Raw genomic sequence first — 21653 nt, forward strand, 5'->3', positions numbered from 1 at the left:
CTTTTTACAATTCAATATGCGTGATATGAAAGACGAGTCGCTGACTGCGCAGGCTTTTATGAGCTAAAAATCCCTCAAATCTAGCCAACCTCCCCAACTCCATCTGATCCAGTTTTTGATGCACTGTTCCGATGGCCATCGCTTCAAGACTCATTTTGATTAACCTTGCATGTCCTGCTTCTTGAACTTCGCCACTATGTTCTAGTAGGCATTCAATCACAGGGACTCCAGCAGGGGTATATCTAAGAGCTTCCCGAGCGACAAGGGCGGCTGTTAGGATGAAATGATTCAACCCAAACCCGCTCAGTGCCTATTAGGCAGCAGGCGCCTCCGTTGCTTGAAGAGCTTTACGAGCTTCTTCACGTTCAACTTGCTTCATCATGATTGAAGGCTCTGTTTCAGCTTTCTTTGTCTTGATAACCAAGTGACGCAATACAGCATCGTTGAACTTAAAGCCGTGCTCTAGTTCATCAAGAGTCGTTTGACCGCACTCGATGTTCATGCAAACGTAGTGAGCTTTAGCAAGTTTGTCGATCATGTAAGCCATCTGACGACGACCCCAGTCTTCAACGCGGTGAACTTTGCCACCTTGAGTTGTAATAGTACTTGTGTACTTTTCAACCATGGCAGGTACTTGCTCGCTTTGGTCCGGATGGACGATAAAAACGATTTCGTAATGACGCATTAATTACTCCTTATGGATAAAAGTCACCTGGGCGTCTCAACTACCTCTGTTTAGGTAATTGACCAGTGTGACAAGGTAAAAAAACTACAGCCTTAGATTGTAGCAAAAATACTCTGCCAATCGTCAGTTTTACGGGAATTTGCCTCTAAAAGTGCCAGTTGGAGGGCAATTCTGGACTTAGCGGGGTTCAAATCCCTGGCAGATAACCAGTTCCAGGCCGTATCAGGCTCTGGAATCTCAGAAAATACAGCGCCAGCACCCACCCTTGAGGACCTGATGACTGCTACACCGTTCAAAGCTGCCTGGATCAGTTGATCAGCTAAGACTTTATTGACGCTGCCCTGCCCGGTTCCTGCCACCACGATGCCTTGCACTCCTTGAGCAACCAACATATCGACCAACTTACCTGATGCACCGGCATGACTGGTCACAATCTCCACCCAGGGCCATGATGCTTGGGCAGGTAACTGAAGATCTGCCTGCCTTTTATGAATCGGGCCATCTAACTCACGGGCATTGACCACCAGGGCATCCAGGGCATGCGTATGCTGTTTAGACAAATCTCTTGCCAAGCAAGGTTTTCCTGCCATCACGGCCAAAATTCCGAACTGTTGGAGGCCACGAGCCTCTTTGGCCAGGTACAAGGCTGACTTTAAATTGGTTTGACCATCGGAGTGGTCAGCATTGGCTGGCAGCATGGCGCCAGTCAAAACCACTGCTTTTTTATAGTGACTGGCCAGCTTACCCAGGGTGGCATGTAGAAAAACACCTGTTTCTTCCATGGTATCAGTGCCATGGGTGATCACAATCCCAGAAACCTCATCATTCTCCAACCCAGCCTTAACAGCCCAACCTAGCTTTACCAAAAGCTCTTCGGTCATATTTCTGCTGTCAATGTTAGCTACCTGAACAGTGCGCACCTCACCAAACTCAAGGCTTTCTTGGACTTGCTCCAAAAGCCCCTCAACCGGCAACTGGCCGGCCACGTAGTTAAGAGGTTTTTGAGTGTCCATGGCCAAACCTGCGATGGTCCCGCCTGTGCCCAAAAGTAATAAATATTGCGTACTCATAAAAAACATTATCAATGGGTATTGCAAGTTATGAAATCACTGTATAGAATCACAGCATGGATGCAATTACAGCAAAACCGAAGTTAACAGCCCGCCAAGAAGAAATTCTTGGCTTGATCACCGATGCTATTTCTAAAAGTGGTCTTCCACCCACACGTGCTGAAATTGCGACCCGATTGGGCTTTGCTTCAGCAAATGCTGCTGAAGAGCATTTACGTGCCCTTGCTCGCAAGGGATACGTCGAGTTAACACCGGGCACATCACGTGGTATCAAACTACCTAAGCAACTGAATTTGCCACTGGCTGCATTACAACAACTCACTTTGCCATTGATTGGGCGAGTTGCTGCGGGCTCCCCTATTTTGGCAGTTGAACATATTCAAAAACAAATTCCTTGCGACCCTTCTTTGTTTGATAAAGGCGCAGATTATCTTTTGCAAGTTCGCGGCATGAGTATGCGAGACGCAGGAATTTTGGATGGCGACTATTTGGCTGTTAAGAAAACTACTGAAGCCAGAAACGGTGAAGTGGTTGTGGCGCGTCTCGATGACGAAGTGACTGTGAAGCGTTGGTCACAATCTAAAGGTCCTCACGGAATCAAAATTGAATTGATTGCCGAAAATCCTGATTTTGAAAATATCATTGTTGACCCACGTCGTCACGAAATCACGATTGAAGGTCTTGCTGTTGGTTTGATCAGACCAGGCGGCCTTTGATCAGATCTTGAAACTATTTATTAAAAACAAATTAAATAATTTCAATAAATAGACGGTTCACCCTCAGGTCTATTTTTAAAGCGCTTGTGTATCCAGTAGTACTCTGGGATTCTTGGCTTGATCACTTCTTCAAAATATTGATTCATGCGAACTGTGTCGGCCACAGGATCATCACTTGGAAAGTTTGGCCAAGGCTTGCCGACATGACAGTCATAACCTGATTGATCTGCGCGCAAGGTCGTGAAGATTGGACATACTTCAGCACCTGCTAGCTTAGCCATTTTCGAAACAGACAAAACTGTGTTGGTTGATACGCCAAAAAATGGGACAAACTCAGAATCCCTTCTACCCAAATCCATGTCTGGAGACAAACACACAAAAGTGCCCTTGCGTGCCTCACGGATCAACTCACGACCATGACTTTCTCTGAGTAACATCTTTGCACCAAAACGTTCGCGCCATTTTTTTATGCGTGGCTCAAAGTAATCGTTTTTCATAAAGACGTACAAAGTAATGCCCGGTGCTGCTTTGATTTTTTTAAGGTGCATCGTGATGGCAATCAAACCAGCTTCAATGCCTGCCATGTGCATGCTGACATACAAACGCGGCTTGCCATCGTTCATATCGACTTCGGGATACACAGTCACAAATTGATTGATTGATTCAGCACTGCCCAACCAAAGACGGCCACGTTCAGCAAAACTTCTTCCTAATAAACGCCAGTGCTTCTTCGCCAAGACATCTCTCTCTTCTTGCGTTAAGTTAGGAAAGCAAGCTTTTAGATTGGCGTTCACAATCTTGACACGAGACTTTGAGAATAAAGGCGCGATTGATCCTAAGGCATGACCAATAGCAACCGTCCAACGATAAGGAACGATCGTCAAGATCCATAAAAAGCCATGGGCCAAGATGTTAAAAAAAGTTTTCACAAAGAGATTTTCTCATGAACGCAACAGTATTCAGCGTTTAATAACCTCACAACTTAGTCACCATCATTTTTGTTGATTTGTCATTTGCTTATAAATAACATAAATTATTACCTTAGCAACAAAGGAGACCCTATGATCGACACCCTAAAACTCAAAGAGACTTTTGAAGCCAATGGCTTTAACAACGCTCAGGCCTGTAGTCTCAGCCATGCAATGAATGATTTAACAAAAGACAAACGAGACTTAGCTACTAAAGATGAGTTACATCAGGTTCGTAATGAATTAAAGATGGACATTAAAGAAGTGCGCAATGAAATCAAAGATGTTCGCGAAGAAATCAAAGACTTACGTCATCACATTACAAATTTATGGACAGGCTTAAGTGATTTACGAAAAGAGTTGACTCAAGATATGGCAACACTTGAAAGTCGAATAATTCATAAATTAAGCTACAGATCAATTGTGAGCCAAATATCAATTGCAACAGTTGTTATTACCTTAATGGTTTACTTCCATCAAAATCCATAAGAACAAAGGCCTCTTCAGTATTGAAGAGGCCTTTTGATTTTGGGGTGGCTGATGGGGCTCGAACCCACGACAACAGGAATCACAATCCTGGACTCTACCAACTGAGCTACAGCCACCGTAGAGAATTAAGATTATAACCTGTCCTGATCGTCATGTTCAACATACATTCTGAGCTCCCGATTGGCATCCTCAAAAAAGGCACGAATGTCCTGCTCCGTCTTGACTGCGCCCAACAAACGATAGTCCGACAACTTCCTGCGCCATTGCTTTGAACCACCCTTGCCATGGGCCAAGCCCAGAATATGCCGGGTAATGGCCGCCATATGGAAGACTTGCTTGGTGGCTTCACAATGCTTAAGCCAACGAGTACATTGACCAATTAATTCTTCAGTGATGCGGTTCCATTGATCTACTCCAAAGAAGTGGCCAAAAGCCTGACCTTCGGTTGACAACATCTCATCCCAATCCAACATCATTCCAGGCGTGTGATAGGCAGCCCTACCAATCATGAATCCATCAAAATCATTCCAATAGCGCGCAATATCTCCATTATTTTCTAGGCCGCCATTCAGCAAAACTTTTAAATGAGGAAAGTGCTTTTGCGCATCTAGGCGCAATTGTTTAGCAATCTCATAACGCAGTGGAGGAACGGTCCGATTCTCCTTTGGAGAAAGGCCTTTCAAAATCGCATTGCGGGCATGAATTGTGACCTGACTAGCCCCTGCCTGAGCCACTTTACAAATGAAATCCAAAGTGAATTGATAGTCTGCTTGATTGTCTTGAACGTTCATTTCATTCAAGCCAATGCGGTGCTTCACAGTGATGGGCATATCAACAGCATCAACCATGGCCTTCACACAATCCGCCACCAAGTCTGGCTCAGCCATCAAGCAAGCGCCAAATGATCCACGCTGCACTCTTTCCGAAGGACAGCCACAGTTCAAATCAACTTCATCATAGCCCCACTGCTGAGCCAATTTTGCTGAAGTTGCCAAGTCTTGTGGCTCACTGCCACCTAACTGCAAAACAACTGGGTGCTGAACTTCATCAAAATCAAGGTGTCTTGGAACATCCCCATGGATCAAAGCACCAGTTGTCACCATTTCGCTATAAAGAACAGCTTCTTTGGTGAGGCTTCGATGGAATGTGCGGCACTGACGGTCAGTCCAATCCATCATCGGGGCAACGGCTATGCGTTTGGTGTTATTCGACATCACGTGATTTTATAGAGAAAGTACAAACGAGCTCTGAAACTCATGTTCCAACTGTGTCACAGGATCCTTAAAACTCAGTTGCTTGGCTAAAAGCTGCAAAGGCTCTGAGAAGTCTTTACCCATTTTGGTTTGTGTAACGATGTTCGGGTAAATCTTGTCGTGTTTGATCGGCATCCCTAAAGCATTCATATGAACCCTTAATTGATGCTTCTTACCAGTACCAAGTTCGAGCTGATATCTGGCCCACGGCTTTCTCACTTCTAATAACTGAATGACCGTGTCTGAATTAGGTTCTCCAGAAACTTCTTGCATCTGAATAAAAATATCAGACTCTTCAATTCTGCTCATGCGCTCGATTGGGAACTGATCTTTCAGATGTTCTTGATAAGGCGCAATCGCTTCATAAGTCTTTTTAATTTGACGCTCTCTGAATAAAACTTGATAGAGATTACGATCCTCTGCCTTTTTTGAGAATGCTACCAAGCCTGCAGTCTCTCGATCGATTCTATGTAACGGAGTTAAGTCTTTAATGCCTGTTTTATTTTTTAGGCGTACGAGTAGCGTTTCTTGTAAGTAATGTCCCGCTGGAGTAACGGGTAAGAAATGAGGTTTATCAGCAATGAGTAAATGTTCATCCTCATAAACAATCAACTCTTGAAACGGAATCGATTCCTCTATTTCAATACTTCGGTAGTAGTAGATAAATGTATTGGTTCGACACTGATCGCTCGCGGATTGAGGGATGCCCTCCTCGTCTAGAACGAGGCCTTGATCCATTCTCTTAACCCATTCTTCTTTTGGGATTTGAGGGAATTTTTCAACTAAAAAATCAATTAGATAGACATGGGCTTTTTCAGTATTTTTAATAAATACTTTACTAGGGCCAACGCCGTTTTTAATGTCCATGATAGTTGGTATTTTTTGCTATTTCAGAAACCATAAAGCCGCAACTTGATGGTTGCGGCTTTATTGATCTTACCTAGGTTCAATGACGTTCCATTAAGCCGCTGTTTCGCGACTTGCCTTCTTACGCTCATGCTCTTTCAAGTAGCGCTTACGGATACGGATGCTCTTCGGAGTCACTTCAACCAACTCGTCTTCTGCAATGAATTCAACCGCATACTCCAAAGACATTTGAATCGCTGGCACCAGACGCACAGCTTCATCAGTACCTGAGGCACGCACGTTGGTTAATTGCTTACCTTTGATCGGATTCACAATTAAGTCATTATCACGGCTGTGAATACCAATCACCATACCTTCGTAAAGTGCATCACCAGGAACCACAAACATGCGGCCGCGATCTTGCAATTTCCACAAAGCGTAAGCAACTGCTTCACCATCGTCTTGAGAAATCAACACACCATTGTGACGCTCACCAACCATGCCCTCTTTCATTGGGCCATAAGCATCAAATGTATGACTCATCAAACCAGTTCCGCGAGTCATTGTTAAGAAGTCGCCTTGGAAACCAATCAAGCCACGCGCTGGGATTCTGTACTCAAGACGTGTACGGCCTTTGCCGTCTGACACCATGTCTTGCAACTCACCCTTACGTTTGCCCAATTCTTCCATCACACCACCCTGAGTAGTGTCTTCAACGTCCACCGTTAAGTTTTCATATGGCTCAGTTTTAACGCCATTCTCTTCATGGAAAACCACGCGAGGACGAGAAACTGCAAGCTCGTAACCTTCACGACGCATGTTTTCAATCAAAATAGTTAAATGCAATTCACCACGGCCTGAAACTTCAAATACAGTGTCATCATCTGTATCACTCACGCGCAAAGCCATGTTTGACTTTAGCTCGCGTTGCAAACGATCACGAATCTGACGGCTGGTAATGAATTTACCTTCACGTCCAGCCAATGGGCTGGTGTTAACCATGAAGTTCATGGTTAGAGTTGGCTCATCCACCTTCAACATCGGCAATGGATCAACTTTGTCTGGTGCACACACTGTTGTACCAATCGCTAAATCTTCGATACCGTTGATCAAAACGATATCGCCAGAAGCGGCTTGCTCAACTTGAACGCGCTCAAGACCTTGGAACTTAAGCACTTGGTTAACACGACCATTGAATGGTGTGCCATCTGGACCATTTTGGCAAACAACTGATTGGCCAGCTTTAACAGTACCGCGGCTGATACGACCCACACCAATTTTTCCAACATAGCTGTTGTAATCAATTGAGGAAATTTGGAATTGCAAAGGACCGTCTGGATCTTCGTCACGAATCGGTACATATTTCAAGACTGTTTCAAACAAAGGAGCCATGGTTCCTTCGCGTACTTCAGGTGTCAAACCTGCGTAACCAGCCAAACCAGATGCGTAAACAACTGGGAAATCCAACTGCTCTTCAGTCGCACCTAATTTATCAAATAGTTCAAATGTTGCATTCACAACGTAATCAATACGTGCACCTGGACGGTCCACTTTGTTAACCACCACGATTGGCTTCAAGCCAAGTGCCAAAGCTTTCTTTGTCACAAAACGTGTTTGTGGCATTGGGCCTTCAACAGCATCAACCAATAGCAACACACCATCAACCATCGATAGAACGCGCTCAACTTCACCACCGAAGTCTGCGTGTCCTGGAGTGTCAACGATATTGATATGAGTACCTTCATATTCAACCGCACAGTTTTTAGACAAGATCGTGATGCCACGTTCTTTTTCAATATCATTTGAGTCCATCACACGTTCAGCAACCTGTTGGTTGTCACGGAATGTGCCTGATTGACGAAGTAGTTGATCCACCAAGGTTGTTTTACCGTGGTCAACGTGGGCAATGATGGCGATGTTTCTTAAGGCGCGAATATTACTCATGGTTCTGCTTTCACTTTTTTCAATTGGTTAAATTCGTTACTGCTGCTGCTTGGGCAATCAAACGACGTGGGTGTAATACACCCTTGCGCCAGTCTGCGGTACCCATAAAATTACAAGATTCAATCGTGCCGCGATAAATCCTCATTAACTCTTCATTACTACCCGCTTTACTGACTGGGACTCTTTGCCCAAGACGCAAGCGATCTGCCTCTTCATTTGTAAGCCCCAATGAGTTGAGGTCTTGTACGAGAGCATCCACTGGCAGCAAATACTCAGGCTTGATATTGTTGTCTTGATGATTATTTTTAACGGTTTCTAAGGTAACGCCATGACCTAAACTCAAATGGCCCACCTTTTCTCGGCGCAAGCCAATCAAATGAGCACCAGCGCCTAAATAATCACCAATATCCTCAGCCAAGGTTCTGACATACGTTCCTTTGCTGCATGAAACTTCTAATTGAGCCACTGGCCATGACACATCCACCCATTTCAATGAATGAATCGTGATCATTCTTGCTTCTCGCTCCAATGTCTCACCTGCGCGGGCATATTCATACAAAGGCTTACCATCACGCTTTAAGGCTGAATACATCGGAGGAATCTGTGCAATTTCACCTGTGAACTTCAACGCCACTTCAGCTAATTTTTCTTGCAAAAGATAGGCATCAGTCACATCAAAATTAGCTTCTTTAACTTCAATCACTTCACCCTCTGCATCACCTGTAGAGGTTTTCTCACCAAACTTGATGGTTGCTAAATAAGTTTTATCTGCATCCAACAAATCTTGCGAATATTTTGTTGCTTCACCCAAACATACCGGCAATAAACCAGTGGCCATAGGATCCAAAGTGCCCGTATGTCCAGCCTTGTCTGCATCAAATGCTCGTTTGACAATCGTGACTGCAGTTTGTGAGCTGATTCCTTCTGGCTTATCCAGAAGAACCACCCCGTGAATACCTTGGGGCATGATTAAGCCTTATCGTCGCGCAGCGCTTGATCTATTAAACGTGACATTTCAACGCCACGAGCCACAGATTCATCATGATGAAAATGCAAGGTCGGGACTGTGTGAATATGTAAACGCTTGAACAGCAATGAATGTAAATAACCAGCTTTTTCACGCAAAGCAGCCAAAGCATTCTCCGGCTCAGCTCCAAGAACTGTGAAGAATATTTTTGCGTGCGCCATGTCAGTCGTTAACTCAACAGCCTGCAAGGTAATCAACCCAACTTTGGGATCACGAATCTCGCGCGGAATGAGCTCGGCCAAATCCCTTTGGATTTGGTCGGCCACTCGTTGATTACGATGATTTTTAACTGGCATGTTTTTTTATTTAAAGCTATTAAAGCGTTCTTGCCACTTCTGTAACTTCAAATATTTCTAGTTGATCGCCCTCATGGATGTCGTTGTGATTTTTGAGAGATAAACCGCACTCAAAACCACCCTTCACCTCTTTGACGTCATCTTTGAAGCGCTTCAATGAATCCAATTCGCCAGTCCAAACTACCACGTTGTTGCGCAATAAACGTGCGCGTGATGATCGCTTGACGATACCTTCAAGAACCATACAACCAGCAACAGAACCAACTTTAGATACTTGGATCACTTGACGGATTTCAACCAAGCCTGTGATTTCTTCTTTCTTCTCTGGCGTCAACATACCGCTCATCGCAGCTTTCACTTCATCAACAGCATCGTAGATGATGTTGTAGTAACGAATATCTACGCCATTGGCTTCAGCCAACTTGCGAGCCAATGCATCAGCACGAGAATTGAATCCAATCACCACAGCTTTAGAAGCTACGGCTAAGTTGATATCAGTTTCAGTGATGCCACCAACCGCTGCGTGAACAATCACAACCTTGACCTCGGCTGTTGAAAGCTTTTGTAATGACTGTGACAAAGCTTCTTGAGAACCTTGAACGTCTGCCTTGATAATGATTGGCAAGTTCTTGGCTTCAACGCTGCCTTCACCCATGTTTTCAAACATGCTTTCAAGTTTCACAGCCTGCTGTTTCGCCAACTTCACATCACGGAATTTACCTTGACGGAACAAAGCGATTTCACGAGCTTTGCGCTCATCAGCAACTGCAATGACCTCTTCCCCGGCTGCCGGGACTTCTGATAGACCTTGAATCTCAACTGGGATTGATGGGCCAGCCTCATTACAAGGCTTACCGTTTTCATCCAACATGGCGCGAACACGACCAAAAGATGAACCCGCCAAGATCATGTCGCCACGACGCAAAGTACCTGATTGAACCAAGATAGTTGCAACTGGTCCCTTACCTTTATCAAGGCGAGCTTCAATCACTAGACCTTTGGCAGCTGCATCCTTAGGAGCTTTAAGTTCGAGAACTTCAGCTTGTAGTAAAACGTTTTCTAAAAGCTCATCAATACCCGCGCCAGTTTTAGCTGACACATGAATGAACGGTGAATCACCACCGTACTCTTCAGGCACAACGCTTTCAGCAACCAATTCTTGTTTCACACGATCGGGATTGGCATCTGGCTTATCAATTTTGTTGATTGCAACAACCAATGGAACGCCCGCAGCCTTAGCATGGGCAATCGCCTCTTTCGTTTGCGGCATCACGCCGTCATCGGCAGCCACCACCAAAATAACAATGTCAGTCGCTTGAGCACCACGGGCACGCATCGCCGTAAAGGCTTCGTGACCCGGTGTATCCAAGAATGTGATCATGCCACGTGGAGTTTCTACGTGATAAGCACCAATGTGCTGGGTAATACCACCCGCTTCACCTGATGCCACCTTGGCACGGCGAATAGAATCCAATAAAGATGTTTTACCGTGGTCAACGTGGCCCATCACAGTGACCACTGGTGGTCTTGTGATTAACTCAGCATCATGCGCTTCGGTTGATAGATCTGTGTCTGGCTCATCTAACTTAGCAGCAAAAGCTTTATGACCCATTTCTTCAACGATGATCATCGCTGTGTCTTGGTCTAAAACTTGGTTGATGGTGACCATCTGGCCCATACCCATCAGCAACTTGATCACTTCTGCGGCTTTTACTGACATCTTGTGAGCCAATTCTGAAACAGTGATTGTTTCTGGAATATGAACATCTCTCACAACTGGCTCAGTAGGTGCTACGAAGTTAGTTGGAACATCAGAAGCTTGCTGTTGATTTTTTCTTCTGCCACCACCCGTGCGCCAGTTACCTGATCCACCGGTTGTGTCACCGCGAGTTTTTAATCCACCAGCACGCTTCTTACCATCTTCTTGCCAAGTCGATGATGACTCAGTTGATTTAATGGTCTTCGCACCTGGTTTAACTTTATCTTTCTTCTTATCATCTGCACCCTCAGCCTTAACTGGCTTGTGAAGAGTGCCCTTCTTTTCTTCTTCCGGTGGTTTGGCAGCCTTAAGAACTCTGGCTGGGGCATTCATCATGTCACGAATTGCTAAGGCTTCAGCTTCAGCCTTGGCGCGACGCACACGAATGCTTTCCAATTCATCATCACGAACTTTGGCAGCTGCAGTGGCCGCTACCTTTTCTTTTTCTTCGCTCTCAGCCTTGGCTTTATCTTCTTCAGCGCTTGTTTTTTCTTTCTTATCACCTTTTGCAGCTTTTGTTTTTGCTGCAGCTTTTTCAGATTCTTCGCGAGCTTTGCGATCCATCTCAGCTTGCATATCAGCTTCTTGACGAGCTAATAATTCGGCTTGACGCTTGGCTTCAGCTTCACGCTTTGCTAACTCAGCATCATCCAAAATGCTGGCTGGTGCAGCTTCTGCTGAAACCTTTGCCGGCTTTTCAATCTCTGGTGCTGGCTCTGCAGCAGCAGATTCATCACGCTTGACCAGTACGCGCTTCTTACGAACCTCGACTTGAACAGTGCGAGTTTTGCCAGCAGAGTCTGCCTGGCGAATCTCAGTAGTTTCACGCTTGGTTAAAGTAATTTTTTTGCGTGCAGCAGTATCCGAACCATGAGCCACTTGCAAATGCTCAAGCAATTTCGTTTTATCTTTTTCAGTCAGCTTATCTTCCGCTGCTGTTTTATTAATTCCGGCAGCCTGAAGCTGCTCCAGCAATGCTGCTGGAGTGCGCTTCAGTTCTTTTGCCAAATCTTCTACGGTCGTGGTCGCCATGCGAACCCCTTATGAATCAGTTAAACCAGTGTGCACGAGCTTTCATAATGAGAGCTTTTGCGTCTTCTTCGTTGATGCCAGTCATTTCAACTAACTCATCAACAGCCAATTCCGCTAGGTCATCACGGGTATGGACATTACCTTCTGCCAATTTGGCAACAAGATTCGTAGTCATACCTTCTAAGCTACGTAGATCTTGCGATACCTCTTCAACACGCTCTTCTTTTGCCAACTCCATCGTTAACAACGAGTCACGTGCGCGAGTACGCAATTCATTCACCGTATCTTCATCAAATGCATCAATTTCTAGCATTTCTGACAAAGGCACGTATGCAACTTCTTCCAAACTATTGAAGCCTTCTTCAATCAAAATGTCCGCAACTTCTTGGTCCACGTCCAACTTATCCATGAACAAGGCGCGTACTTTTTCTGATTCTTCTTCAGTCTTCTGAGCAGACTCTTCAGGAGTCATGATGTTGATGTGCCATCCAGTCAATTCACTCGCCAAACGCACGTTTTGACCACTGCGGCCAATAGCGATTGCCAAGTTTTCCTCATCAACCACCACATCCATCGCATGCTTCTCTTCGTCCACCATGATTGATTGAACTTGAGCAGGCGCTAAGGCACCGATCACAAATTGCGCTGGATCTTCAGACCACAAAACAATATCAACTGCTTCGCCAGCAACTTCATTACGAACCGCTGTCACGCGTGTGCCACGCACACCTACACATGTACCAATTGGGTCAATGCGCTTGTCGTGTGCAACAACAGCGATCTTTGCACGGATACCAGGATCACGAGCGGCGCCCTTGATCTCCAATAAACCTTGCTCCATTTCAGGAACCTCATTCTCAAACAACTTGATCAAGAAATCAGGGGCTGTTCTTGATAGTTCAATCTGAGGACCGCGAGCTTCACGATCTACTTTCAAAATGAAACCACGCACGCGATCACCGCTGCGCAAGTTTTCTTTTGGAATCATTTGATCGCGACGCAATAAAGCTTCTACACGACCAGATTCAATGATCAAACCATTCTTATCAGCACGCTTCACTGTGCCGGTCATGACGTTTTCGCCACGCTCTAAATAGTCATTCAAAATCTGCTCACGCTCAGCATCACGAATACGCTGCAAGATCACTTGCTTAGCTGTTTGTGCGCCAATACGTCCAAAAGCAACGGACTCAACTTGCTCTTCAATGAAATCACCGATTTCAATGTCAGCAATTTGTTCTTTCGCTTCAAATGAAAGAATCTCTTTGTCTGGCTCTTGCAGACCTGCTTCATCAGGCACAACTAACCAACGACGATATGTTTCATATTCGCCAGTGTTGCGATCAATGGCAACGCGAATATCCACATCTTCTTCGTAACGTTTCTTACTTGCAGAGGCCAAGGCCATCTCAAGTGCTTCGAATACGATATCTCGTTCAACGTTTTTCTCGCGTGCTAAAGCGTCAGCTAGCATGAGGACTTCACGACTCATGATTTTCTTCCTTTGAAATCAACTACGGGAACCAACCGAGTTTTTTCAACCTCGGCCAGAGTAAATTCAAACATTGCCTCGCTGCCATCTGTGTTTTTAATTAACAGACCCAACTTGGCATCAACAGAATCAGCGTCACCACTGATCAAGCCATGCAAAACACCTACATAATTCTTTCGGCCAGCATGTGCGACGCGTAATTTAACGTTTGCTTCCAAACCCATGAATCGGATATGGTCAGCAACTGTTTTCACAGGTCGATCCAAGCCTGGTGAAGAAACTTCCAATCGATCGTAGTTAACGTTATCTACAGGCAAGCTGTAATTCAGATGACGACTCACTTTTTCACAATCAGTAATATCGATTGGGCGCTCATAATCAACATTTTCAATCGTGACGCGCAATAAGCCACGACCTTCTCGCTCAATATCAACGAGTAGGTAACCTAGGCTCTTCAGAGCATCAGCAATCAAAACTTGTTCGTTCGCCATCGACTATTACGTTTTCTTTCACCAAAAAAAAATGGGCATATAGCCCATATTCCTAAACAAAAAGAACATGCCCGACCTACGTTGAACGCAACTTTAGCCGGAACTACTAAACAATTGAATTATATAAGAACTTGCCTACCCTGCCAAGGGATATCCCCTAGCTTTTCTTGTAATTTAACTGGGTTTTGAGAATTTTTTACCAAATTTACCCCCAGGTTTGCCACCTGGAGAGCGATTTTGACCCTGACCAGAGCGAGAACCGCCCTGACCTGGACCTTTTTTTCCGAATTTTTGACCAGAACGAGGTTTATCAGCGCCACTGCCAAATGCACTACCGTGGTGCACGCCAGCTTGACTATCCTCATCACGACGTTGCCCAAAACCTCCTGAGCGACCGCCTTGACCTGGCTTGCCTTGGCCAGGTTTACCACCTTGACCCGGTTTACCTCTTCCACCACCATTATTACTGCCCTTATATCTGCCGCCACGATCATCTGCATGACCTTGAGCAAAACGGTTGGTGTTGGATGCTTGTCTTAATGCATCCTTAGAACCCCAATAAGAAACGGAGGTTTGCATTGGATCAGGTTGACCGCCACTGTGTTCACGTGGAGCACGGTTACCGCCTTCACGTGGGTCACGGCGTGATTTCTCACCCATGCCCTGAGGAACTTTCAAGCCAGCCATCTTCATGAGTTGCACAATTTGATCAGATGGAACTTCTTCCCAGCGACCACGACGCAATCTTGGAGGCAAAACAAATAAGCCATAACGTGTTCGAATCAAACGAGACACAATGTGTCCAACGGCTTCAAACATACGGCGAACCTCACGGTTACGACCTTCTGTTAAAGCCACGTGATACCAACGATTAGCACCTTCTCCGCCGCCACTGACCAAGCGCAAGAACTTAGCGACACCGTCATCTAAATTAATACCTGTTTTTAAGAGCTTTTCTTGCTCGGGCTCTAAATCACCCAAAATACGTGCCGCGTATTCACGCTCAACACCATAACGAGGGTGCATCAAACGGTTCGCTAACTCACCAGAGGTGGTGAATAACAACAAGCCTTCAGTATTAAAGTCCAAACGACCCACTGCGATCCAACGACCTTGTTTGGCTTTTGGCAAGCGATCAAACACAGTTGGACGACCTTCAGGATCAGACTGACTAACAATCTCGCCGGCTGGCTTGTGATAAAGAATCACGCGCGGTGGTTTTGTTTGAATCTTGCGATGAACCATCTTGCCATTGATTTTGACTTGATCCGTTGGTCCAACACGTTGACCAATGTGCGCCGGCATACTGTTCACAGAAACACGACCCTGAATGATCAGGTCTTCCATGTCACGGCGAGAGCCCATACCAGCATCAGCTAAAACCTTGTGCAACTTAACAGTGTCTTCGTCGAAACCTTCTTCATCAACATCATCAAGATCAGACCAAACTTCATCACGCAAACTTAATGGCAGTTCATCAACACTAGAGAACTGCAAACCTGGCATTGCATCTTCTTCAGCTTGCGCTTCTTTTGTTTCTGATTCAGATGAGTGAGACTCAGTCTCTAACTCAGCCAATGTCTGAGCAACCATGTCATGGGTTACCTCAGTCTCGACTTCTGGCGTATCCAAGCTTGCATCAAACTCTCCAGAAACCACAGATGCGAACAACGCTTGGCTTTCTTCGCTGACTGGACTGGCTTTGGGTTCTTGATGTCGTGATGGGTGATTTGTTCTTTCACCTCGCTCACCGTTATTACCTTTGTTTCTAGGACCTCTGGCAAATTTATCACCACGATCACCTCTTGGAGGGCGCGGTCCACGAGGAGGTCTTGCTGCTGACTCACCCTCACCTGCAGGTTCTTCACCCGAACTTGCTTGAGTCCCTTGATTTTCTCCTGCAGGCTGATCACCAGTAGGTGCATTTTCATCGCGTGGACGTCTGCCACGGCCCTTGTTGTAGGGGCTGCGACTGGTTCTTTTTGGTCGAGTCTCGCTATTTTCACCAGCCTCTTGCCCATCCATCTTGGCAGGCTGTTCAGATTCAAATTCAGGACTAGTCATTAGTTTTTTCGTTATTTGTTTGCTCGTCGGCAGCAGATGTATCAACCACATCGGTCACATCAGATGTGGCTTCAGGAGAAGCTACTACTTCACCTTCAAATTCCATCACTCGCTGAGCCACTGATTCAGCTTGAGCTGAAGCATCATCCAGCATTGGCAATTCTTGCAAAGTGGTCAAACTTAAATCATTTAAAAATTGGCGCGTTGTGGCGTACAAACCAGGACGGCCCACAGTCTCTTTATGGCCTACCACTTCAATCCAACCGCGATCTTCTAATTGTTTCACCACATTAGAGCTGACCGTCACGCCACGAATCTCTTCAATCTCACCTCTGGTCACAGGTTGACGATAAGCGATGATCGCCAAGGTTTCCATCACAGCTCTTGAGTACTTTGGTGGCTTCTCAGGTGTCAAGCGATCTAGATACTCGCGCATTGATAAACGACTTTGAAAGCGCCAGCCAGTTGCAAGCTCTAAAAGCTCCATGCCCTTCTCTGACCAGTCTGCCTGAATTTGAGCCAAAGCCTCATTCAACTCCTCAGCAGAAAGTTCTTCTAAGAACAAACGACGCAAATCGTTCATTGTCATTGGTTGGTCTGCACATAAGAGTGCAGTTTCAAGCACAAGCTTGAGCTGTTCAGGAGTCATAAATTTAAAAAGGGAATCTGTTTATATTTGGGTTAAGGATGTCTGGCTAATAGATACCAGAAATCACATCTTTATTATTTAACCATCTAGTTTCGTATTGTAATTCAAACTTCAGCCAATGCAAAAACCGCCTTTGAGAAGTGCATCAGGTAAGGTGAAAGCCCTGTAAAGACCAAACAGTCCTGTGAAAATCATCAAAGCCGCCGCCATATAGCGTGTCCAAGCTTGATGGCCCCAAGAAGCTAAACGCGCAGAAAACCCAGAGATTAATAAAAGGTTGGGCAATGTGCCCAATCCAAAAGCCAGCATCAATAATCCCCCGGACACCCCATCCCCTGACAAAAAAGCCAAAGGCAAGATGCTGTAGATCAAACCGCAGGGAACCAAACCCCACACCAAACCAACTAAAAAGTGTGGCTTACGACCTGGCTGATGAAGTGATTTGGATAGTTTTGACCACAAGGCAGCCGTTTTGGTATTGAGCCAAACCTCCCATGCAGAGGTTTTCGTCTTATTTTTAGTTAAGACCAGATAGCCCTGAAACAAAAAGATCAGTGCCGCAAGAGCAAACAAGGCTCTTTGTACTGGTAACCACCCTTGTTGCCAAAGTGGGAAACCCAAGGTTCCAGCCAAAACACCCAATAATATGTATGTTGAAATTCTGCCCAAATGGGTCAAAAACTGCTCAAAAACCAGTTTTTTTCTAGAAATGAAGCGAAAAGTCGCTGTATTTTGCTCAGCAGAAGGATTTTGCTTGGCACGCTCTAAACCAGCAGCAATGCCCCCGCACATCAAAGCACAATGCCATCCACTGACCAAAGCTCCTATAAATATCGTCAAAAATAATGTGGATGTGACCATACTTACTGAATATTCCTAAGTGGTATTGTTAAGTGCGAAGTACTAGAATAGTACCAATGTGTTCTCTGCAACTGCATTGATATAAAGCAAACAATCATGAATCGTATTGCCACCTCTGAATCAGCCAACAAATGCTCAACTTGTGTTTTAGGACAGTTCTGCCTGCCCGTTGGCCTTAATTCGGAAGATATCAGCAAAATTGACTCTCTGGTCACTGAACGGGTCCGCTTAAAAAAAGGTGATGCCTTGTACCGTCAAGGTGATCCTTTGACGGCAGTGTATGGCATCAAGTTTGGCACCCTTAAAACTGAGTACGCCCTTCCAGATGGTCGCGAACAAATCACCGGATTTCATCTTCCAGGCGAAATGCTGGGCTTAGATGGTATTGGTAACAATCAATACCAATCAAATGCCATCGCTCTAGAAGACAGTGAAGCTTGCGTTGTTAAATTTAATGAATTTGAAATCTTAGCAAGACAAATTCCATCTTTACAACATCAATTTCACCGCATCTTGAGTAAAGAATTAACTCAAGATCAACGCCACTTACTTTCTCTAGGAAGCCTGCGAGCTGAAGAACGCTTAGCTAGCTTCTTATTGAATTTTTCAGACCGTCTTGCAGCCAGAGGTTACTCGCCCAGTGAATATCATTTGCGCATGAGTCGTGAAGAGATTGGTAGCTATTTAGGTATTCAGCTAGAAACAGTGAGTAGATTATTTTCACGCTTCACCGAATCAGGCCTGATTCAAATCAAGCAACGCCACATCAAGTTAATTGACATGGAAGGTTTACTAGAATTGGCTGGCAAATCAAGTGCCATTCATTGCGCATCTCATGCTTAATAAATCAACAAATACCCCAACATCTTTAACCAAATAAAAAAGCAGCTTTAAGCTGCTTTTTTATTTAATCTCATTTAATTGCTTTGTTGATTAAAGCAAACCACCATCTGCTTTTTCATTGAGATCACACACTGATCCTGGCAAGATGTAAATGGTGAGCGCACTTGATAGAGCACATAACAACCAAAAAGCGAAGAATCCAACTGTGTAGATTGCTTCTTTAGATGCATGAATTGGATGATCTAAAAATACCAAATCCTCTGGATGCACCAAGGTAAAAAATATTCCCTCAGCAATGCCGGCTACTAAGAAAGATGGCCACAAAATCCACATCCATAAACGACACTTCATTTGGTCACCTGCTCTATTTTTAAACCTTGTTTAACAACACCTTCGCGGATCGTTTGATCAACGTCTTGCGTGAACGCAAACCAAATAGTAATGGCAGCACCAATCGCACCAATGGCTGGGCCACTGATGATCAACCATGGCCATAATTGTTTCCACCATGGTTTTGTATCTAATTCTTTTGACATAAAGTCTCCTTTACCTGCTCCAGCTTTTAGCTTTAAATCTTACTCTTGTCACTTACTCTTATCTAGGCACAATAAAACTAGATTTCTCATCACGAACTCTCAGAGTTTTAGAGGCGTTTGGTCCACTTTCAGTTGCTTCAATATCAAAATGAATGGGGTGTGTACCCGTTTTAACGTCATCAATTGCCACTCTGACTTTCACTGGTATCAATAGATTGCTTGATGGATTAACAATGAGCTCACTGATTTCTTTGCCCTGAGAACTCAAAATATGCATGCCCGGTAAACCAGTGGCAACAATGCTGACCTTCATTGGGTTTTCAGAAGAGTTCATGATTTGTAAGCGGTAAACGTTTTCTATCTTGGTACCTTCAACTTCACGAGCCAAAGCACCTCGATCACGCATCACATCCACTCGCAGAGGATTGCGCAAGAACACTGAGCTGGAAAATGCGATTAACAACACTGACATGATCCCGATATAAATCAGTACACGCGGTCTAAAAATGTAATGTCGTGCCTTCTTGTTATCCATGTGTTCCAGCATGGCTCGTTCAGATGTGTAACGAATCAAACCTTTGTCGTAACCAACCTTGTCCATCACTTGATCACAGGCATCTATACAAGCGCCGCAACCAATGCACATGTATTGCAAGCCATCACGAATATCAATGCCTGTTGGACATACCTGGACACAGATACTGCAATCGACACAATCACCTAAACCAAGCTCTTTATGATTAGCCGCTTTCGAACGACTACCCCGTGGATCACCGCGAGTTTTGTCATAAGTAACAACAAAAGTGTCTTTATCCACCATCACACTTTGGAAGCGTGCGTAAGGACACATGTATTTACATACTTGTTCACGCATAAAGCCAGCATTGCCCCAAGTAGCAAAGCTATAGAACAACAACCAGAATGCTTGCCAAGGCCCTAAGGTGAAAGCTATCAGCTCAGCACTCAATACCTTGATAGGTGTGAAGTAACCAACAAAAGTAAATCCAGTCCACAGTGCAATCAAAATCCACAAAGCATGTTTGGTGATTTTGATGCGCCACTTGCGGAAACCCCAAGGCCACTCTTCCCCATCTAAACGAATCCGCGCAAAACGATCTCCTTCAACCTTGCGCTCTATCCACATGAATATTTCTGTGTAGACAGTTTGTGGACAGGCGTATCCACAGAACAAACGACCAGCCACAGCTGTGAATAAAAATAGTGCTAAAGCTGAAAGAATCAGCAAAAGAGTCAGATAAATAATGTCTTGCGGCCAAAGAACCAAACCAAAGATATAAAACTTACGAGACACCAAATCAAAGAGAACGGCTTGACGGTCATTCCATTGAAGCCATGGCAAGCCATAAAACAATACTTGTGTCGCTAGTACTAATATCAAACGCCACTTGGCAAAAACCCCACTCACTGAGCGGGGGTAAATTTTGCGTCTTACTTCGTAGAGAGATAGCTCAACTGTATTTTGTGAGCCACCCTCATCTGCTAGAAAGTCATTGGACATTATTTACTTGTTTTATCTTTAACGTTGGATAAACCCCAAACGTAGGCTGTTAACAAATGAATCTTTTCAGGCGTCAAAATTGTTTCATGGGCTGGCATCATGCCATTACGACCTTTTAATACTGTTTCAATGATGGTTGCTTCTGAGCCACCATACAACCAAACTTTATCGGTCAAGTTAGGAGCACCCATGGCTGCCATACCCTTACCTTCAGCACCATGACATGCTGCGCAATTGGCTTTGTAAACCTCAGCACCGCGACCCACTTTGATTTGATCAGCTGCCAAACCAGATAAGCTGCGAACATAGTTAGCCACATCTGAAACTTGAGCACTTTCAAGATGCGCAAAGGCAGGCATCACACCGGCACGACCACCAATCAATGTTTGTTTGATATCTTGCGTATCACCACCATATAACCAATCAGTGTCTGCCAAATTAGGGAAGCCTTTAGAGCCACCAGCATCAGAGCCATGGCATTGCGCACAATGGTTCAAGAAAAGACGTTGGCCCATCTCGCGCGCAGCAGGATCAGCTGCCACTTGCTTTGCATCCATGCTCATGTACTTTGCATAAACAGGCTTTAACTGTTGATTGGCTTGAACCACAGATGCTTCATGTGCGTTACGCGTGGTGTAGCCCAAAGAGCCTTCATAAGTTCCCATGCCAGGGTATAAAACCAAATAAACGATGGCAAAAACGCATGAAAGCACAAACATCCACATCCACCAACGTGGTAGCGGGTTATTCAGCTCACGCAAATCACCATCCCAAACGTGGCCAGTATCTGCTACTGAACCATCAGCTTCATAGGTCACATTGGTTTTGCGTTGTGAGAATAAAAGATACAGACACCAAATGATGCCAACACCTGTCACAACAGCAATATAAATGCCCCACCCACTACTGAAAAAATCACTCATGATTGATCCTTCTTATCATCTTTCTTATATTCATCTGGGAGATCAAACGGTAACTGTGCCGATTCATCATTTGCAACACGTCGATTGGCAGACCATGCCCACCAAACGATGCCCACAAAAAACACCAAACCTAAGATGGTTGATGTAGCTGATAAGTAAGGCACGATATTTTCCATTGCTATCTCTTATT

Annotated in this window: 23 protein-coding genes and 1 tRNA gene; 3 read left to right on the plus strand and 21 right to left on the minus strand. The window is 44.9% G+C overall.

Annotated elements, in window-relative coordinates; all coding sequences use genetic code 11:
- Window positions 1–4: 4 nt before the first annotated feature.
- The 3 genes from priB to ICE88_RS01005 all read right to left on the minus strand — a co-directional run bounded on the left by priB (window position 5) and on the right by ICE88_RS01005 (window position 1755).
- Complete coding sequence (gene priB, locus ICE88_RS00995) at window positions 5–292, minus strand: primosomal replication protein N (RefSeq protein ID WP_216248510.1); 288 nt, start codon at window positions 290–292, stop codon at window positions 5–7.
- A 21-nt stretch (window positions 293–313) separates the two neighbouring features.
- Entirely contained in the window at window positions 314–685 is a 372-nt protein-coding gene (rpsF, locus tag ICE88_RS01000) for a 30S ribosomal protein S6 (protein WP_089516507.1), read from the minus strand.
- A 92-nt stretch (window positions 686–777) separates the two neighbouring features.
- Window positions 778–1755 carry an asparaginase gene (locus ICE88_RS01005; RefSeq protein ID WP_216248512.1) on the minus strand — a complete coding sequence of 326 codons (978 nt, stop codon included), beginning with the start codon at window positions 1753–1755 and terminating at the stop codon, window positions 778–780.
- Window positions 1756–1811: 56 nt separating this feature from the next.
- Between ICE88_RS01005 and lexA the strand changes: the two genes are divergently transcribed.
- Window positions 1812–2471 carry a transcriptional repressor LexA gene (lexA, locus tag ICE88_RS01010; RefSeq protein ID WP_216248514.1) on the plus strand — a complete coding sequence of 220 codons (660 nt, stop codon included), beginning with the start codon at window positions 1812–1814 and terminating at the stop codon, window positions 2469–2471.
- 41 nt (window positions 2472–2512) lie between these two features.
- Here the strand turns inward: lexA and ICE88_RS01015 are convergent, their stop codons facing one another.
- Window positions 2513–3400 carry a lipid A biosynthesis acyltransferase gene (locus tag ICE88_RS01015; protein ID WP_216248516.1) on the minus strand — a complete coding sequence of 296 codons (888 nt, stop codon included), beginning with the start codon at window positions 3398–3400 and terminating at the stop codon, window positions 2513–2515.
- A 132-nt stretch (window positions 3401–3532) separates the two neighbouring features.
- Here ICE88_RS01015 and ICE88_RS01020 point away from each other — a divergent pair, with 132 nt between their 5' ends.
- Window positions 3533–3928, plus strand: coding sequence for a coiled-coil domain-containing protein (locus ICE88_RS01020; RefSeq protein ID WP_216248518.1), 396 nt, complete (start codon window positions 3533–3535; stop codon window positions 3926–3928).
- Between the two features lie 40 nt (window positions 3929–3968).
- On the opposite strand, the gene ICE88_RS01025 is transcribed toward ICE88_RS01020, so the two are convergent.
- The 12 genes from ICE88_RS01025 to ICE88_RS01080 form a co-directional block, all read right to left on the minus strand.
- Window positions 3969–4044: transfer RNA gene (locus tag ICE88_RS01025), tRNA-His, on the minus strand.
- Between the two features lie 15 nt (window positions 4045–4059).
- Window positions 4060–5142, minus strand: a complete 1083-nt coding sequence (dusA, locus tag ICE88_RS01030) for a tRNA dihydrouridine(20/20a) synthase DusA (RefSeq protein WP_216248520.1) — start codon at window positions 5140–5142, stop codon at window positions 4060–4062.
- Window positions 5143–5151: 9 nt separating this feature from the next.
- Window positions 5152–6048 (minus strand): pseudouridine synthase, encoded by an 897-nt coding sequence (locus ICE88_RS01035; RefSeq protein ID WP_216248522.1) that lies wholly within the window; start codon window positions 6046–6048, stop codon window positions 5152–5154.
- A gap of 93 nt (window positions 6049–6141) precedes the next feature.
- Window positions 6142–7971, minus strand: a complete 1830-nt coding sequence (gene typA / locus ICE88_RS01040) for a translational GTPase TypA (protein ID WP_216862192.1) — start codon at window positions 7969–7971, stop codon at window positions 6142–6144.
- Window positions 7972–7990: 19 nt separating this feature from the next.
- On the minus strand, window positions 7991–8938 hold the full coding sequence (truB, locus tag ICE88_RS01045) for a tRNA pseudouridine(55) synthase TruB (protein WP_216248524.1): 948 nt from the start codon (window positions 8936–8938) through the stop codon (window positions 7991–7993).
- 2 nt (window positions 8939–8940) lie between these two features.
- Window positions 8941–9294, minus strand: a complete 354-nt coding sequence (gene rbfA, locus ICE88_RS01050) for a 30S ribosome-binding factor RbfA (protein ID WP_089516499.1) — start codon at window positions 9292–9294, stop codon at window positions 8941–8943.
- Between the two features lie 19 nt (window positions 9295–9313).
- Window positions 9314–12085 (minus strand): translation initiation factor IF-2, encoded by a 2772-nt coding sequence (infB, locus tag ICE88_RS01055; RefSeq protein ID WP_216248525.1) that lies wholly within the window; start codon window positions 12083–12085, stop codon window positions 9314–9316.
- Between the two features lie 16 nt (window positions 12086–12101).
- On the minus strand, window positions 12102–13577 hold the full coding sequence (gene nusA, locus ICE88_RS01060) for a transcription termination factor NusA (RefSeq protein ID WP_215291505.1): 1476 nt from the start codon (window positions 13575–13577) through the stop codon (window positions 12102–12104).
- Entirely contained in the window at window positions 13574–14068 is a 495-nt protein-coding gene (gene rimP, locus ICE88_RS01065; RefSeq protein ID WP_216248527.1) for a ribosome maturation factor RimP, read from the minus strand. Before rimP ends, nusA begins: the two co-directional genes overlap by 4 nt.
- 174 nt (window positions 14069–14242) lie before the next feature.
- Window positions 14243–16132, minus strand: coding sequence for a pseudouridine synthase (locus ICE88_RS01070; protein WP_255535151.1), 1890 nt, complete (start codon window positions 16130–16132; stop codon window positions 14243–14245).
- Window positions 16125–16781 (minus strand): SMC-Scp complex subunit ScpB, encoded by a 657-nt coding sequence (gene scpB, locus ICE88_RS01075; protein ID WP_216248529.1) that lies wholly within the window; start codon window positions 16779–16781, stop codon window positions 16125–16127. Before scpB ends, ICE88_RS01070 begins: the two co-directional genes overlap by 8 nt.
- A 111-nt stretch (window positions 16782–16892) precedes the next feature.
- Window positions 16893–17642: a sulfite exporter TauE/SafE family protein gene (locus ICE88_RS01080; protein WP_216248531.1), complete on the minus strand. Its 750-nt coding sequence runs from the start codon at window positions 17640–17642 to the stop codon at window positions 16893–16895.
- 93 nt (window positions 17643–17735) lie between these two features.
- On the opposite strand from ICE88_RS01080, the gene fnr reads away from it, so the two are divergent.
- Window positions 17736–18485, plus strand: a complete 750-nt coding sequence (gene fnr / locus ICE88_RS01085; protein WP_370624441.1) for a fumarate/nitrate reduction transcriptional regulator Fnr — start codon at window positions 17736–17738, stop codon at window positions 18483–18485.
- Window positions 18486–18575: 90 nt separating this feature from the next.
- Here the strand turns inward: fnr and ICE88_RS01090 are convergent, their stop codons facing one another.
- The 5 genes from ICE88_RS01090 to ICE88_RS01110 are packed head-to-tail and all read right to left on the minus strand — an operon-like array spanning window position 18576 to window position 21639.
- Window positions 18576–18836, minus strand: coding sequence for a hypothetical protein (locus ICE88_RS01090; protein WP_216248536.1), 261 nt, complete (start codon window positions 18834–18836; stop codon window positions 18576–18578).
- Complete coding sequence (locus tag ICE88_RS01095; RefSeq protein WP_216248538.1) at window positions 18833–19021, minus strand: hypothetical protein; 189 nt, start codon at window positions 19019–19021, stop codon at window positions 18833–18835. The genes ICE88_RS01090 and ICE88_RS01095 overlap by 4 nt, the downstream gene beginning before the upstream one ends.
- A gap of 58 nt (window positions 19022–19079) precedes the next feature.
- Window positions 19080–20540 carry a cytochrome c oxidase accessory protein CcoG gene (ccoG, locus tag ICE88_RS01100; protein ID WP_216248540.1) on the minus strand — a complete coding sequence of 487 codons (1461 nt, stop codon included), beginning with the start codon at window positions 20538–20540 and terminating at the stop codon, window positions 19080–19082.
- The gene (gene ccoP, locus ICE88_RS01105; protein WP_216248542.1) at window positions 20540–21463 is read right to left on the minus strand and encodes a cytochrome-c oxidase, cbb3-type subunit III; all 924 of its coding nucleotides are present in this window, start codon (window positions 21461–21463) and stop codon (window positions 20540–20542) included. The genes ccoG and ccoP overlap by 1 nt, the downstream gene beginning before the upstream one ends.
- Window positions 21460–21639, minus strand: a complete 180-nt coding sequence (locus ICE88_RS01110; protein WP_216248543.1) for a CcoQ/FixQ family Cbb3-type cytochrome c oxidase assembly chaperone — start codon at window positions 21637–21639, stop codon at window positions 21460–21462. Before ICE88_RS01110 ends, ccoP begins: the two co-directional genes overlap by 4 nt.
- Window positions 21640–21653: the final 14 nt, after the last annotated feature.

Origin of the sequence: Polynucleobacter sp. AM-26B4 (assembly GCF_018882285.1) — a bacterium.
Classification (GTDB): domain Bacteria; phylum Pseudomonadota; class Gammaproteobacteria; order Burkholderiales; family Burkholderiaceae; genus Polynucleobacter.